The organism is Aeromonas sp. FDAARGOS 1403 (genome assembly GCF_019047325.1).
Classification (GTDB): domain Bacteria; phylum Pseudomonadota; class Gammaproteobacteria; order Enterobacterales; family Aeromonadaceae; genus Aeromonas; species Aeromonas dhakensis.
On the sequence record NZ_CP077249.1, the window covers coordinates 1,052,501 to 1,068,749 of the forward strand.

The following is a 16,249-nucleotide window of genomic DNA, read 5'->3' on the forward strand; positions in this document are numbered from 1 at the left end:
GGGGAAACCCACTCAGCATAAGCTGGGTATCGCTGCGTGAATACATAGCGTAGCGAGGCGAACCGGGAGAACTGAAACATCTAAGTACCCCGAGGAAAAGAAATCAACCGAGATTCCCTCAGTAGCGGCGAGCGAACGGGGATTAGCCCTTAAGCATCTTGGAAGTTAGTGGAACGGTCCTGGAAAGGCCGGCGATACAGGGTGATAGCCCCGTACACGAAAACAACCTTGATGTGAAATCGAGTAGGGCGGGACACGTGACATCCTGTCTGAATATGGGGGGACCATCCTCCAAGGCTAAATACTCCTGACTGACCGATAGTGAACCAGTACCGTGAGGGAAAGGCGAAAAGAACCCCTGTGAGGGGAGTGAAATAGAACCTGAAACCGTGTACGTACAAGCAGTGGGAGCCCTTCGGGGTGACTGCGTACCTTTTGTATAATGGGTCAGCGACTTACATTTTGTAGCGAGGTTAACCGTATAGGGGAGCCGTAGGGAAACCGAGTCTTAACTGGGCGTCTAGTTGCAAGGTGTAGACCCGAAACCGGGTGATCTAGCCATGGGCAGGTTGAAGGTTGAGTAACATCAACTGGAGGACCGAACCCACTAACGTTGCAAAGTTAGGGGATGACCTGTGGCTGGGGGTGAAAGGCCAATCAAACTCGGAGATAGCTGGTTCTCCCCGAAAGCTATTTAGGTAGCGCCTCGGACGAATACTACTGGGGGTAGAGCACTGTTTGGGCTAGGGGGTCATCCCGACTTACCAACCCCATGCAAACTCCGAATACCAGTAAGTAATATCCGGGAGACACACGGCGGGTGCTAACGTCCGTCGTGAAGAGGGAAACAACCCAGACCGCCGGCTAAGGTCCCAAAGTTCTGGTTAAGTGGGAAACGATGTGGGAAGGCTCAGACAGCTAGGATGTTGGCTTAGAAGCAGCCATCATTTAAAGAAAGCGTAATAGCTCACTAGTCGAGTCGGCCTGCGCGGAAGATGTAACGGGGCTCAAACCAGGCACCGAAGCCGCGGATTCACGCTAAGCGTGAGTGGTAGGGGAGCGTTCTGTAAGTCTGCGAAGGTGTGTCGAGAGGCATGCTGGAGATATCAGAAGTGCGAATGCTGACGTAAGTAACGATAAAGGGGGTGAAAAGCCTCCTCGCCGGAAGACCAAGGGTTCCTGTCCAACGTTAATCGGGGCAGGGTGAGTCGACCCCTAAGGTGAGGCCGAAAGGCGTAATCGATGGGAAGCAGGTTAATATTCCTGCACGACTTGTAATTGCGATGGGGGGACGGAGAAGGCTAGGTGGGCCAGGCGACGGTTGTCCTGGTGAAAGTGCGTAGGTGGTGTTTCTAGGCAAATCCGGAGACACAACACTGAGACACGAGACGAACACACTACGGTGTGGAAGCCATTGATGCCCTGCTTCCAGGAAAAGCCTCTAAGCTTCAGATTACAAGTCATCGTACCCCAAACCGACACAGGTGGTCGGGTAGAGAATACCAAGGCGCTTGAGAGAACTCGGGTGAAGGAACTAGGCAAAATAGTACCGTAACTTCGGGAGAAGGTACGCTCTTGTTGGTGAAGTCCCTTGCGGATGGAGCTGACGGGAGTCGCAGTGACCAGATGGCTGGGACTGTTTATCAAAAACACAGCACTCTGCAAACACGAAAGTGGACGTATAGGGTGTGACACCTGCCCGGTGCCGGAAGGTTAATTGATGGGGTTAGCGCAAGCGAAGCTCTTGATCGAAGCCCCGGTAAACGGCGGCCGTAACTATAACGGTCCTAAGGTAGCGAAATTCCTTGTCGGGTAAGTTCCGACCTGCACGAATGGTGTAACCATGGCCATGCTGTCTCCACCCGAGACTCAGTGAAATCGAATTCGCCGTGAAGATGCGGTGTACCCGCGGCTAGACGGAAAGACCCCGTGAACCTTTACTACAGCTTGGCACTGAACATTGAACCTACATGTGTAGGATAGGTGGGAGGCTTTGAAGGCGTGACGCCAGTTGCGCTGGAGCCGTCCTTGAAATACCACCCTTGTATGTTTGATGTTCTAACGCAGGGCCCTGAATCGGGCTCGCGGACAGTGCCTGGTGGGTAGTTTGACTGGGGCGGTCTCCTCCCAAAGAGTAACGGAGGAGCACGAAGGTTGGCTAATCCTGGTCGGACATCAGGAGGTTAGTGCAATGGCATAAGCCAGCTTAACTGCGAGACGGACAGGTCGAGCAGGTACGAAAGTAGGTCATAGTGATCCGGTGGTTCTGAATGGAAGGGCCATCGCTCAACGGATAAAAGGTACTCCGGGGATAACAGGCTGATACCGCCCAAGAGTTCATATCGACGGCGGTGTTTGGCACCTCGATGTCGGCTCATCACATCCTGGGGCTGAAGTCGGTCCCAAGGGTATGGCTGTTCGCCATTTAAAGTGGTACGCGAGCTGGGTTCAGAACGTCGTGAGACAGTTCGGTCCCTATCTGCCGTGGGCGTTGGATGATTGAAGGGAGTTGCTCCTAGTACGAGAGGACCGGAGTGAACGAACCTCTGGTGTTCGGGTTGTCACGCCAGTGGCACTGCCCGGTAGCTAAGTTCGGAATCGATAACCGCTGAAAGCATCTAAGCGGGAAGCGAGCCCTGAGATGAGTCATCCCTGACCCCTTGAGGGTCCTAAAGGGCCGTTGGAGACCACAACGTTGATAGGTGGGGTGTGTAAGCGCGGCGACGTGTTGAGCTAACCCATACTAATTACCCGTGAGGCTTAACCATACAACACCCAAGAAGTGTTCGAAGACTTGTAGCAGATACCGAGAACGAAGAATTAAATCAGCTTTTTCAGATTGAAGAATTTGCCTGGCGGCAATAGCGCAGTGGAACCACCTGACCCCATGCCGAACTCAGAAGTGAAACGCTGTAGCGCCGATGGTAGTGTGGCATTCGCCATGCGAGAGTAGGACACTGCCAGGCACCCAATTTTAGATTACGCGGTGAGCGTGGTCTTTACCGGTTAGTGTGCTGATATGGCTCAGTCGGTAGAGCGCATCCTTGGTAAGGATGAGGTCCCCAGTTCGATTCTGGGTATCAGCACCATTTTCAAGTAGTACAGCTTTTGCCTGACGGCATTAGCGCCGTGGAACCACCTGATCCCATGCCGAACTCAGAAGTGAAACGCGGTAGCGTCGATGGTAGTGTGGCATTCGCCATGCGAGAGTAGAACACTGTCAGGCACCCATTTAGAAGAGGCCTCCCATTCGGGAGGCCTTTTTGCATTGGAAATTTGCCGTTATGATGGGTTTCTTTTAGTAAAAATGCTGGGATGTCAGCACGTTGCCCGTTAATCTTGGTCTGGTGTTGTCGCGCGTCATTGCCAGAGGAGTATGCATGGCCACGTTGAAGGAAATTGCACAGGAGGCGGGGGTATCCCAGGCTACCGTGTCGCGGGTGCTCAATGAAGATCCGACGCTGAGCGTCAAGGAAGAGACCAAGCAGAAGATCTTCGAGATCGCCGAGCGGCTGGAGTACAAGACCAGCGGTGCCCGCAAGGGGGTTCACAAGAGCAAGCTGCACTTCCTGGCGGTCTATGCCTACCCGCAGAGCACCGAGGTCAACGATCCCTACTATCTGGCCATCCGCTACGGCATCGAGACCCAGTGCGCCCGCCTCAACATCGAACTGACCCACTTCTACAACGGTGCCGAGGGGCGCGATCTCTCCGCCGTCGACGGTATCCTGGTCATCGGCCATCTGCCCGCAGAGCGTCTCGCCGCGCTTCACTCCCTCTCTGCCCAGCTGGTGTTCGTGGATTGCCGCTCTCAAGGTGACTTTGACTCGATTGACGTGGATTTGGCGCTGATCAGCCAGCAGGTCGTGGATTTTTTCATGGCCCAGGGACACCAGCGCATCGGCTATATCGGCGGTCAGGATGATGGCCCGGATCTGCGCGAACTGGCCTTCCTCGACTACGGTCAACGCCTTGGTGTGGTGCAGGAGAGCGACCTCTATCGTGGGGATTTCTCCAGCGCCTCCGGTTACAAGTTGGCCAAAGAGATGCTGGCCGGGGATTGGCCCAAGGCACTGTTTGTGGCCTCCGACTCCATCGCCATCGGCGTGCTGCGTGCCATCCACGAGAAGGGGCTGGCGATTCCGCAGCAGATCGAGCTTATCAGCGTCAACGATATCCCGACCGCCAAGTTCACTTTTCCGCCCCTCTCCACGGTGCGGATCCACTCCGAGTTGATGGGCTCCCAGGGGGTCAATCTGCTGGTTGAACGGCTGCGTGACGAGCGGGACATTCCGCTGCGGGTGCTGGTACCGAGCAAATTGACTCTGCGCGGTACTACACGATAGTTTTAGTAAAATATCTCTGTTTTTAGTCGCGCCACCTTGCGGTGGTGCGACATCTCTCCCAAGTAAACCGCTTTCCCATATCTTCTAATAAACTCATATCATATTGTTTTATAGTTAATTTAATTACATCATGGCCTGCTGTTATCAACATCCATGCCACTCATCTATACCTTGCCCTCCTTTGTCTCCCGCTTCTGATCTCGCTCACAAAACCATCCACTCACTGTGATCAGGTTAAAACTTTACCGATCTAAAACTGATATTTAGTAAATGTTTATCTATGGTTTACCCAGTTAACGTTGCCTTGTTCCGGGAGGACATGTGAATAACTGGGAAAACGTCCAATTCGTTGGTGAAAACAGGCTGGCCCCGCGCGCCTACTTCTTCTCTTATGCCGACCACGGGCTGGCGGCCACCATGCAGCGCGAGCTGAGCCGCCGTTTTCTGAGCCTGAGCGGCCAGTGGCCGTTTCACTACTTCGACCATCCCTTGCAGGTGCCGGAGGCCTTCTATCACAGCCCCATGAACGAGTGGGGCCAGATCACCGTGCCCAACATGTGGCAGATGGAAGGGCATGGTCAGCAGCAGTACACCGACGAGGGTTTTCCCTTCCCCATCGACGTGCCCTTCGTGCCGACCAACAACCCCACCGGCGCCTATCAGCGCAGCTTCACGCTGAGCCCGGCCTGGGACGGCGAGCAGGTGATCATCAAGTTTGACGGGGTGGAGACCTACTTCGAGGTCTATGTGAACGGCCACTACGTCGGCTGCAGCAAGGGGAGCCGCCTCGCCGCCGAGTTCGATATCAGTGCCTACGCCAAGGTTGGCGAAAACCTGCTGTCGGTGCGGGTGATGCAGTGGGCGGACTCCACCTATATCGAAGATCAGGACATGTGGTGGATGGCGGGGATCTTCCGCGACGTCTATCTGGTGGGCAAGCCGACCGCCCATGTACAGGACTTCTTCATCCGCACCGCGCTGGCTGATGACAATCAAAGCGCGACCCTGAGCTGCGACATCCAGCTGGAGAATCTGGGAGCGCTCGTCCGTGATCACCGTCTGGTCTGGTCACTGCTGGATCAGGGCAGCGAGATCGCCAGCGGCTCCCTCGACCATCTCGCCATCGACGGTAAGTGTGATTGCCGCTTCACGCTGGATCTGGCCAACCCCCATCTGTGGAGCGCCGAAGATCCCTACCTCTATCAGTTGATGCTCTCCTTCTACAACGCTCAGGGGGATCTGCTGGAGGTGATCCCGCAGCGGGTCGGGGTGCGTGAAATCAAGGTCAAGGATGGCCTCTTCCATGTCAACGGCCACTACCTCAAGCTGCATGGGGTGAACCGCCACGACAACGACCACCTCAAGAGCCGCGCGGTCGGCATGGATCGGGTGGAGCGCGATATCGTGTTGATGAAGCAGCACAACCTCAACTCGGTGCGTACCGCCCACTACCCGAACGACCCGCGCTTCTATGAGCTGTGCGACCAGTACGGTCTGTTCGTGATGGCGGAGACCGACGTGGAGACCCACGGCTTTGCCAACGTCGGCGATCTCAGCCGCATCACCGATGACCCCTTCTGGGAGCCGGTGTTCGTGGATCGCATCGAGCGCCACGTGCACGCCCAGAAGAACCACCCCTCCATCATCATCTGGTCGCTCGGCAACGAGTCCGGCTACGGCTGCAATATCAGAGCCATGTACCAGCGCTGCAAGGCGATCGACCCGACCCGGCTGGTGCACTACGAAGAGGATCGCGATGCCGAGGTGGTGGATGTGGTGAGCACCATGTACTCGCGAGTCTCCCAGATGAACTGCTTCGGCGAGTTCCCTATGACCAAGCCGCGCATCCTCTGTGAATACGCCCACGCCATGGGCAACGGCCCGGGTGGCCTCAGCGAATACCAGCAGGTGTTTGACCGCCATCCCCACATTCAGGGCCACTACATCTGGGAGTGGTGCGATCACGGCATTCTGGATCAGGACGAGCAGGGGCGCCCGGTCTACAAGTACGGCGGCGACTACGGCGACTACCCCAACAACTACAACTTCTGCATGGATGGCCTCATCTACCCGGATCAGACCCCGGGGCCGGGCCTGCGCGAATACAAGCAGGTGCTCTGCCCGGTCAAGGTGCGCGCGCTGGATCTGGCGAGCGGCAAGCTTGAGCTGGAAAACCGCTACTGGTTCTCCAATCTGGACGACATCCGCCTGCTGGTCGAGGTGAAGGCGGAAGGCGAACTGCTGGCGAGCCAGCAACTGCGGGTGGAAGGTATTGCCCCCGGCGCCACCACAGAGTTGCAACTCGAACTGCCCGCTCTCGATGGGCGGGAAACCTTCGTCCAGCTGCGGGTTATCAAGGCCACTGCCACTCGCTACAGTGCGGCAGAGCATGAGCTGGGCCAGTACCAGTTCCAGCTGAAAGAGTCGACTCGCCAGCTGCAACCCTTTGCCAATCCCAACGCCACCCCATTGCAGATCGCCGATGAACGCCTCGCGCTGACTTTGAGCGGTAGCGGCTTTGCCCTGCGCTTCTCGCGCCTCGACGGCAAGCTGGTGAGCTGGCAGCAGGATGGCATCGAGCTCATCGAGCGGGCGCCGCGCCTCACCTTCTTCAAGCCGATGATCGACAACCACAAGCAGGAGTACGAGAGCCTGTGGCACCCGAACCACCTGCAGATCATGCAGGAGCACTTCCGCACTCTGAGCTGGCGTCAGCTGGGCGAGGCGGTCGAGGTGACGGTCGAGAGTCTGATCGCACCGCCGGTATTCGACTTCGGCATGCGCTGCCGCTACGTCTACACCCTGAGCCCGAACGGCCAGCTGCACGTGGCGCTCTGTGGCCAACCCTATGGCGGTTATGACGACATCATCCCCAAGATCGGCTTCGAGCTGGGTATTCGTCAGGATCTCGACCGGGTGCACTACCTTGGCATGGGGCCGGGCGAGAACTATCAGGACAGCCGCCAGAGCAACTGGATCGACCGCTTCCAGAGCACAGTGGGCGAGATGTGGGAGCACTACCCCTTCCCGCAGGACAACGGCAACCGCCAGCAGGTGCGCTGGGCGACCCTGACCAACCGTCACGGCGCCGGTCTCTACGTGCGGCCCGATGCCCCCATCAACCTGAGCATCTGGCCCTACAGCTGGGAGCATATCCACGCGGCGCAGCACATCAACGAGCTGGAGCCCTGCGGTTATCTCACCCTCAATCTGGATCACAAGGTGCTGGGGCTCGGCTCCAACTCCTGGGGATCCGAGGTGCTGGACTCCTGGCGGGTGCGCTTCGAGCCGTTCAGCTTCGGCCTGACCCTGCTGCCTATCGCCCGTGGCAACCTCAATCCGGCTGCGCTGGCCGGGCTCGATCTCACCATCAACGGCGGGAGGAACCTCGCATGATCACCCTGGACAACCTGACCCTGTTCAAAAACATCTACCGGGAGGGCAAGAAGTGGGGCCGCTGCGTGGAGGCCATCAACAACCTGGCCAACCTCAAGCCCGGCATCTGCCACTCCATCGGTGACTCCCTCACCTACCGCTTGCAGGAGGGGGCCAGCCCGGCCACCTCGTTGTTCGAGGGGCAGCGCCGCTACTTCGACGTCCACTACTACCTGGAAGGGGCAGAGACGGTGGAGTGGGCCCCCAAGTCGGATCTGCGGGTCGAGCAGGCTTATGACGACACCACTGATCGCGAGTGGCTGGCCGGCGAGGTGCGTGAGCGCCAGCAGGTGGGCAACGGTCAGGTGGTGATCTTCGAGAACGACGAGGCTTACCGGTTTGTCGGTGATGCACTGGTGCGCAAGCTGATCATCAAGGTCACCGTCGAAGGCGGCTACTTCAAAAACAAATAACAAGCCGCTGGTTCTGCACTGACAAAGCCGAAAGGGCGGGGCTCACCCTACAAATCATGCCCCGCACTTTCGCTAGATAACTACAGGTCTGGAGATGCACCATGTCTGATTCCAAACGCAATACGATCGGCAAGTTTGGTCTGCTGTCGCTCACCTTCGCGGCGGTATTCAGCTTCAACAACGTCATCAACAACAACATCGAAATCGGTCTGGCCTCGGCCCCGATGTTCTTTCTGGCCACCATTTTTTACTTCATTCCGTTCTGCCTCATCATTGCGGAGTTCGTGTCACTGAACAAAAACTCCGAAGCGGGGGTGTATGCCTGGGTGAAGAGCTCCCTCGGCGGTCGTTGGGCCTTTATCTCCGCCTACACCTACTGGTTCGTGAACCTCTTCTTCTTCACCTCGTTGTTGCCGCGGGTCATCGCCTACGCCTCCTATGCCTTCCTCGGCTACGAATACATTCTCACCCCGGTGGCGACCACGGCATTGAGCATGGTGCTGTTTGCCTTTGCCACCTACGTCTCCACCAACGGCGCCAAGATGCTGGGCCCCATCACCTCGGTGACCTCGTCCCTGATGCTGCTGTTGACCCTCTCCTACATCCTGCTGGCAGGTGCGGCACTGGTGGGCGGCGTGCAGCCAGCCGACCCCATCACGGTCGAGGCCATGGTCCCCGATTTCAGCTGGACCTTCCTCGGCATCACCACCTGGATCTTTATGGCGGCCGGTGGCGCCGAGTCGGTGGCGGTCTACGTCAATGACGTGAAGGGCGGCTCCAAATCCTTCGTGAAAGTGATCATCGTCGCCGGAATCTTTATCGGCGTGCTCTACTCCATCGCATCGCTTTTGATCAACGTCTTCGTCCACAGCGACACCCTGAAATACACCGGCGGCTCGGTGCAGGTGTTTGAAGGGCTGGCGGCCCATTTCGGCCTGCCGGAGATCCTGATGAACCGCTTCGTAGGGCTGGTCTCCTTTACCGCCATGTTCGGTTCCCTGCTGATGTGGACGGCGACCCCGGTGAAAATCTTCTTCTCCGAGATCCCGGCCGGCATCTTTGGCAAGAAGACGGTCGAGCTGAACGAGAACGGCGTGCCCGCCCGGGCAGCCTGGATCCAGTACCTCATCGTGCTGCCGCTGATGGTGATCCCGACCCTGGGCTCCAACACAGCGCAGGATCTGATGAACACCGTCATCAACATGACCGCTGCCGCTTCCATGCTGCCGCCGCTGTTCATCATGCTGGCCTACCTCAATCTGCGCCTGAAGCTCGACCACCTGCCGCGGGAGTTCAGGATGGGTTCGCGCACCACCGGCATCGCCGTGGTGTCGGTGCTGATCGCCATCTTCTCGGTGGGCTTCCTCGCCTCCACCTTCCCGACCGGCGCCGACATCATGACCATCATCTTCTACAACGTCGGCGGGATCGTGATTTTCCTCGGCTTCGCCTGGTGGAAATACAACAGATACGAGGCCTCCCTCAGCGCCGAGGCGCGTGCCAAAGAGGCCCAGCCGACAGCGCAGGTTGCCATGCAGACGCCATAGGCACTGCAGTGAATCCGAATAAAACCGGGTGGCCGTTGGCCACCCGCAAACCGTTGAACCAGAAAAGGAAAAGAGCATGAGCGAGACGATCGAGTTTGCCGAATTCAAACGGGTCGAGATGAAGGTGGGCAAGGTGCTGGAGGTGGTGCGCCACCCCGGGGCCGACAAACTCTACATCGTCCAGATCGACGTGGGGGGCGAGCGGCTGCTGCAGACCGTCACCAGTCTGGTGCCCCACTACCGCGAAGAGGAGCTGATGGGCAGCGAAGTGGTGGTGTTGACCAACCTCAAGCCCACCAGGATGCGCGGCGAACGCTCCGAATGCATGTTGCTCTGCGCCGAGACCCCGGACGAGAGCCAGAGCGTGCTGTTGCAGCCGCGGGTGCCGATGGCGCCGGGCACCCCGATCGTCTGACTGGTATTGCGAGCCGGTGCGGGAGACTGCACCGGTTCACCAACGAGGCCGTCCAAGCGGCCCGATCATAACAAGAGAGTAAAGGGCGGGGCCGACAGACCCTTGCCAAACACATCACAGAGTCACAGCGTTACCCGCAGGGAGCGCGAGTCCACTGGAGGACACCATGTCTGAATCCGTACGCGGCACCATAGGCAAGTTTGCCCTGTTGTCGATGACCTTTGCCGCCGTGTTCAACGTGCGCAACATCGTCAACAACAACATAGAGCTGGGGCTCAGCTCCGCCCCCATCTTCCTGCTGGCGACCCTCGTCTACTTCATCCCGTTCGTCTTCATCATCGCCGAGTTCGTCTCGGCCAACAAAAACTCCGAGTCGGGGATGTACGACTGGCTGAAAAAGCCGCTCGGCACCCGGATGGCCTATCTGGGCTCGTTTCTCTACTGGTTTGTGAACCTGTTCTGGTTCGTCTCATTGCTGCCCAACGTCATCGCCTACGCCTCCTACGCCATGCTGGGCTATGAGTACAGCTTCTCGCCCATGGTCACCTCGATCATCTCCATCGTGCTGTTTGCGGCGGCGACCCACATCTCCACCAAGGGGGCGAGCTGGCTCGGCAAGATTGCCGAGATCGTGGCCTACGGGGTGTTTGCCCTGTTCGCCATCTATGTGCTGGGCGCCCTGATGGCCCTGAGTGGCGACCATGTGCCGGCCCAGCCCATCACCCTGGAGGCGATGATTCCCACCGTCAACTGGGCGACGCTGGGCATCATGTGCTGGATCTTCCAGGCGGCGGGCGGTGCCGAGACAGCGGCGGCCTACCTCAACGATGTGAAGGGTGGCCAGAAGTCCTTCATCAAGGTGATCATCAGTGCGGGTATCGTCATCGGTGCCATGTATGCGGTCGGTTCCCTGCTGGTGAACGTGTTCGTGCCGCGCGAGAGTCTCACCTATGCCGGCGGCATGGTGGAGATCTTCACCGGCATGGCCCAGTACTTCGGGCTCTCCGAGGCGCTGGTGGGCCGTTTCGTCGGCGTGGTGCTGTTCATCGCCATGTTCGGCTCCATGATGATGTGGACCTCGGCCCCAGTGAAGATCCACTTCTCCGAGATCCCGCAGGGGGTTTACGGCGAGAAGACCACCCAGCTCAACGAGCACGGCGTGCCGGTGCGCGCCGCCTGGTGGCAGTTTGCCTTCGTGTTCGTGATGCTGGTGGTCAACGGCTTCGGCTCGGAATCCGTGCAGCAGATGATGAACACCGCCATCAATCTCACTGCAGGGACTGCCATGCTGCCGCCGATCTTCATCATGGTGGCCTACTTCGTGTTCCGCTGGAAACATGACGACACCCCGCGCGAGTTCCGCATGGGGTCGCGCAAGTTCGGCATGGCGGTGGTGTCTGTGCTGATCGCTATCTTCGTGGTGAGCATGAGCGCCTCCGCCTTCCCGGCCGGGGTGGATCTGGTGCGCGCCTTCTTCATCAACGTCTTCATGACTGCTGTCTTCTCGGCGCTGGCCTACTGGTGGATCTCCCGCTTCGAGAAGCGGCAGGCCCACAAGCAGGCCACCGGCACAGCCGGCGGCAAGCTGGTCAAGCAGAGTTGAGGCACAAGGCTGGCCGGATCCGGTGGCCAGCCGGGTTTGCTTAATTTCCGGCAGATAAAGGGGGGGCGCTCAACTTTGCGCCTCCCGCTTATCGGGGTAAGCTGGGGATCCGTTTCAACAGGAGCTGTGCCACAGCTCCTGTTGTGTTTCCTGTCGTCCCCGATCACCGGCCCCGCGCGGGGACGGGATCTGCTTTCACCGGAGACTGCTCGTGCGTCTGGATCCCTTTACCTCTGTACTGATTGTGGTGGTCGCGCTGGCCTCCTTCTTCCCCTGCGAGGGGCAGGTAGCCGTCTGGTTCGGTCTGCTGACCAAGCTGGCGGTAGCGCTCTTGTTCTTCATGCATGGTGCCAAGCTGTCGCGCCAGAACCTGCTGGCGGGCCTCGGCCACTGGCGGCTGCACCTGGTGGTGATGGCCAGCACCTTCGTGCTGTTCCCGCTGTTGGGGCTGCTGCTCACGCCGCTGGTGCCCCACTGGCTGAGCCCGGCCATCTACCTCGGTTTCCTCTATCTCTGTGCCCTGCCCGCCACCGTGCAGTCGGCCATCGCCTTTACCTCCATGGCCGGCGGCAATGTGTCGGCGGCGGTGTGCAGCGCCTCGGCCTCCAGCATCCTCGGCATCTTCCTCTCGCCGGTGCTGGTGGGGCTGATGATCAATGTACAGGGGGAGGGGGTCGACACCTGGCACTCGATCCAGGCCATCATGGTGCAGCTGATGCTGCCGTTCGTGGTGGGCCACCTGTCACGCCCGCTCATCGGCCGCTGGGTCGACAGCCACCGGCCGCTCATCGGCAAGCTGGACCAGAGCTCCATTCTGCTGGTGGTCTATGTGGCCTTCAGCGAGGCGGTGGTGCAGGGGATCTGGCACCAGGTAGGCTGGTACGATCTGGCCAGTATCGTGCTGCTGAGCTGTGTGCTGCTGGCGCTGGTGCTGGGCTGGAACGTCTGGATCAGCCGCCGCCTCGGTTTTGGCAAGGCGGACGAGATCACCATCGTCTTCTGCGGCTCCAAGAAGAGCCTGGCCAACGGGGTGCCCATGGCCAACGTCATGTTCCCGGCCGCCAGCGTCGGGGTCATGGTGCTGCCGTTGATGATCTTCCACCAGATCCAGCTGATGGTGTGCGCCGTGCTGGCCCGTCGCTACCGCGAGCAGGAGGCGGTGCCTCAGGTGCAGCAGGGGTAAGCCATCGGGATAAAAAAGAGGGAGGCCAGTGGGCCTCCCTCTTTCGTTTGCCACCTCGTCAGCGTTTGCGCCAGACGGTGAGCTGGGCCACCGTGTGTTGATACTTGCGGGCGGTCTCGCGGATGACGAAGGGGACGTCCCTTGGGGGCATGTGCTCCTCGAACTCTTCCGCCAGCAGCCGCTGCAGCGCCTGATAGGTGCCGAGGGCCTCGCCGTTCTCTCGCACACCGCCGAGCCAGTTGGCTTTGGGGGTGTAGTCGGTCAGCCAGGTGTAGGGGCTGGTGAGCACCAGCAGGCCGCCGCTGCGAAGGCGCGGAGCAATGTCCCGCAGGAAGCGGGCGGGCTCCCGCAGCCGGTCAATGAGGTTGGAGGCGAGCACCAGATCGTAGTCGCCGTACTTGGGCTTGAGGTTGCAGGCATCCCCCTGGCTGAAGTGAACGCGATCGGCCTGCTGGCGGCCGAGTTCATGGCGGGAGAGGCGCGCCTCGCAATACTCCACCAGTTCCCCTTCCACCGGCACCGCGTAGCGGAAGCTGTCCTGGCTGGCGAGCGCCAGCGCCACGTCGATGAAGCGGGCCGAGTAGTCGACCCCGTCCACGTGGGCGAAGTGGCGGGCCAGTTCGAAGCTGGCGCGGCCGGTGGCGCAGCCGATGTCCAGTGCCCGCTCATGGCGGCTGCACAGCTCGCTGGCAAGACCGGCCAGAGCCTCGGCGTAGTTGGCGACCCCGAAGTGGCTCGGGCCGTACTGGAAGTCGAGATACTGAGCGACCAGCGTGTCGGTTTCATAAGGATTCACGATGACGGGCTCCTGATGGCGTGAGACCAGGTAGCGGAAGCCCGCGTGCTGGAAGAAGTGGCGACGGAAGGCGTAGCGGGAGGACTTGAGCGCCTCGTTGCCGGTACTGATCCAGCTCCCGCCCTTGATCAGGGTGTGCTTGCCGTCGAAGGTGGGGGTGGAGAAGTCGTCGTAGAGGGGATGCACCTTGAACCCCTCGAAGCCGTCGATGGCGGTGCTGGTCCACTGCCAGACGTTGCCCACCAGATCGAAGAAGCTGCCCTGCGGGCAGGCATCCACCGGACAAGACGACGCGAAGCGGGCCAGGTTGATGTTGCCGGGCGCCTCGATCCAGTCCGGCTGATCACCAGCCAGCTGTTCGCGCAGCAGCATCCACTCCGCCTCGCTCGGCAGCTGGATGGGCAGGCCGGTCTGGGCTGCCTGCCAGCGACAGAAGGCGGCGGCCTCCAGCTGGTTCACCTCCGCCGGCCAGTCCCAGGGCATAGGGACCTGCTCGGTCATCAGCCGCAGTTGCAGTTGCTCGGGTTCGTTGGGGTCGCCGACCCAGAAGGTGGGCATGCGGGCCTTGGCATACTGGCGCCAGCCCCAGCCCTCGTCGTCCCACCATGCCCGGGTCTCATAGCCCCCCGTCTGCACGAAGGCCAGGTACTCGGCATTGCTCACCAGCATGCGGCTGGCCTGGAAGGGGGCCAGTTCGATGTGGCGCTCGCCATATTCGTTGTCCCAGCCGTAGGTGGCATCCTGTTTGCCGAGCCGTACCCGGCCGCCGGCCACCGGCAGCAGGGTGTTGGCGGGCACCTCGTCACGGCGATGGCGCGCCTCGGGGCAGACCGGCCACTGGGGCTGGCTGCGTACCCAGGCGAGCGGCAGCTGGCGGATCAGCACGCTGGAGGTCTCGAGGTGGATGCGTTCGTGCTCTATCCCCATCAGGATGACCCAGGCCGGGCTCTGCCAATGGATAGGCAGTTCGATCGGCATCCGCTCGATGAAATCACACACCAGGGCGCGCACCCGGCCACGATAGTCGCGCAGCTCGCTGACGGAGGGCCAGTCGTAGTGGGTCTCGTCCAGATCGTCCCAGCTCATCTCATCCACCCCGATGGCGACCATGGCCTCAATGCGGGCGTCGAGTCGCCCCTCGATGAGGCGGGCCGCCAGCAGCTTGTTGATGAAGAAGGCGGCGGTGTGGCCGTAGTAGAAGATGAGCGGGTGGCGCAGGGGGATCGCCTTGTCAAACCAGGCGCGCTGGTCGGCCAGGCAGTCGAACAGCGAGTCGTAGAGATCGAAGGTCTGGCAGAAGTAGGCGAGCAGCTCGCGGCGTTTTTGTTCGGGATCGCTGCCAGTCAGCAGCGGGGTTCGGGTCGGTTCCGGCAGGCCGGTGGCGGTGGAATAGAGAAGAGTGGCTTGGGTCACGCTCTGACTCCTTGTTGGCAGTGAAGACTGACAAGACAGTGGTAATGGCATTACCGCATGGAGAGCTTTGTACGCACAAAGTATCACTATTGGCTCAACAGACCGGCAGGGCAACCAAAAACTTCCACGGCTTGTCAGCATAGCGACCCCGCGAACGGCTCACCAGCCAACCCTCCGCCTGCCCGTTCGGGGATGGTCAGATTCGCCAGTTTATGGTCTGAATGACTCTCTGTTTGCTGTGCTCATGTGGAGTGAAAATGGATATCTTCTTGTAAATCATGTGGTTGATTAACTGGCACAGGCTTTGCGATGGATGCTGACCAAGGGGCCGCGACGGCCCAATACACAATGAGGAGAGTGGCGATGAAATGGATGATGGGCGTGGTGCTGGCGGTCGGGCTCAGCGGGTGCAGCTGGCTGGATGATACCCGGGTGAGCGGGGCAGGGGCCGTGATCGAGCAGCAGCACGGGATGGGCCGGCAGGTGACCCGGGTGCTGGCCGGGGTGCCTGCCAGTGTCCATCTGGTGGCCGGCGAGCCACGCGGGGTACACATCCGTGGGCAGGAGAACCTGCTGCCTTACCTGGTGCTGAGCGAGCGGGGCGACAAGCTGGAGATCGAGGTGAAGGATGGCTACCGGCTCGACCCGACCGAACCGCTGGAGATCACCATCACCCTGCCCGCACTCCATGAGCTGGCGCTGGCAGGGGTTGCCAACGGCGAGCTGCGCGGCTTCAAGGGGGAGGCGCTGGTGTTGTCGGTGGCCGGGGTCGGCGACATCGTTGCCGACGGGCTCGAACTGGATCGGCTGGAAGGCAACATCGCGGGAGCGGGCAGTCTGGATCTGGGGAACAGCACGGCCAGGGCCGTCGAACTCAACATCGCCGGCTCGGGGGATGTGCTGGGGGCCGGGCTCAAGGGGCGCGAGGTGGAGGTCAATATCGCCGGCAGCGGCGACGTGGAGGTCCGGGCGCAGGATCGGCTCAAGGTGGGCATCGCCGGCTCGGGTTCGGTCAGCTACTGGGGCGATCCCGTGCTGCAGAGCGAGATTGCCGGCTCCGGCGAGGTGAGCCGGCAGGGCAGCTGAATGGTCTTGTCC

At 60.2% G+C, this 16,249-nt stretch carries 9 protein-coding genes, 1 tRNA gene and 3 rRNA genes (1 of these 13 only partly in view); 12 read left to right on the top strand and 1 reads right to left on the bottom strand.

Annotation, left to right across the window (positions count from 1 at the left end):
* From I6L33_RS05070 to I6L33_RS05120, 11 genes are all read left to right on the top strand, one after another.
* A 23S ribosomal RNA gene (locus tag I6L33_RS05070) occupies positions 1-2,768 on the top strand; it begins 121 nt to the left of the window's first position.
* 83 nt (positions 2,769-2,851) lie between these two features.
* Positions 2,852-2,966 (top strand): 5S ribosomal RNA (gene rrf / locus I6L33_RS05075).
* Between the two features lie 47 nt (positions 2,967-3,013).
* Positions 3,014-3,089, top strand: a tRNA-Thr gene (locus I6L33_RS05080).
* Positions 3,090-3,111: 22 nt separating this feature from the next.
* Positions 3,112-3,226 (top strand): 5S ribosomal RNA (gene rrf / locus I6L33_RS05085).
* 154 nt (positions 3,227-3,380) lie between these two features.
* Positions 3,381-4,346, top strand: a complete 966-nt coding sequence (ebgR, locus tag I6L33_RS05090) for a transcriptional regulator EbgR (RefSeq protein ID WP_017783352.1) — start codon at positions 3,381-3,383, stop codon at positions 4,344-4,346.
* A 321-nt stretch (positions 4,347-4,667) separates the two neighbouring features.
* Positions 4,668-7,742, top strand: a complete 3,075-nt coding sequence (gene ebgA / locus I6L33_RS05095) for a beta-galactosidase subunit alpha (protein WP_216973650.1) — start codon at positions 4,668-4,670, stop codon at positions 7,740-7,742.
* The gene (locus I6L33_RS05100; protein WP_195879539.1) at positions 7,739-8,194 is read left to right on the top strand and encodes a beta-galactosidase subunit beta; all 456 of its coding nucleotides are present in this window, start codon (positions 7,739-7,741) and stop codon (positions 8,192-8,194) included. The genes ebgA and I6L33_RS05100 overlap by 4 nt, the downstream gene beginning before the upstream one ends.
* 101 nt (positions 8,195-8,295) lie before the next feature.
* Positions 8,296-9,741, top strand: coding sequence for an amino acid permease (locus I6L33_RS05105; RefSeq protein ID WP_216973651.1), 1,446 nt, complete (start codon positions 8,296-8,298; stop codon positions 9,739-9,741).
* 76 nt (positions 9,742-9,817) lie between these two features.
* Entirely contained in the window at positions 9,818-10,156 is a 339-nt protein-coding gene (locus tag I6L33_RS05110; protein WP_211049092.1) for a tRNA-binding protein, read from the top strand.
* A 166-nt stretch (positions 10,157-10,322) separates the two neighbouring features.
* Positions 10,323-11,759, top strand: coding sequence for an amino acid permease (locus I6L33_RS05115; protein ID WP_211049094.1), 1,437 nt, complete (start codon positions 10,323-10,325; stop codon positions 11,757-11,759).
* Between the two features lie 211 nt (positions 11,760-11,970).
* Positions 11,971-12,942 (top strand): bile acid:sodium symporter family protein, encoded by a 972-nt coding sequence (locus tag I6L33_RS05120; protein ID WP_005307625.1) that lies wholly within the window; start codon positions 11,971-11,973, stop codon positions 12,940-12,942.
* A gap of 58 nt (positions 12,943-13,000) precedes the next feature.
* On the opposite strand, the gene ovoA is transcribed toward I6L33_RS05120, so the two are convergent.
* Positions 13,001-15,151 (bottom strand): 5-histidylcysteine sulfoxide synthase, encoded by a 2,151-nt coding sequence (gene ovoA / locus I6L33_RS05125; RefSeq protein WP_216973652.1) that lies wholly within the window; start codon positions 15,149-15,151, stop codon positions 13,001-13,003.
* Between the two features lie 363 nt (positions 15,152-15,514).
* Between ovoA and I6L33_RS05130 the strand changes: the two genes are divergently transcribed.
* Positions 15,515-16,237, top strand: a complete 723-nt coding sequence (locus I6L33_RS05130) for a head GIN domain-containing protein (protein WP_216973653.1) — start codon at positions 15,515-15,517, stop codon at positions 16,235-16,237.
* Positions 16,238-16,249 lie beyond the last annotated feature (12 nt).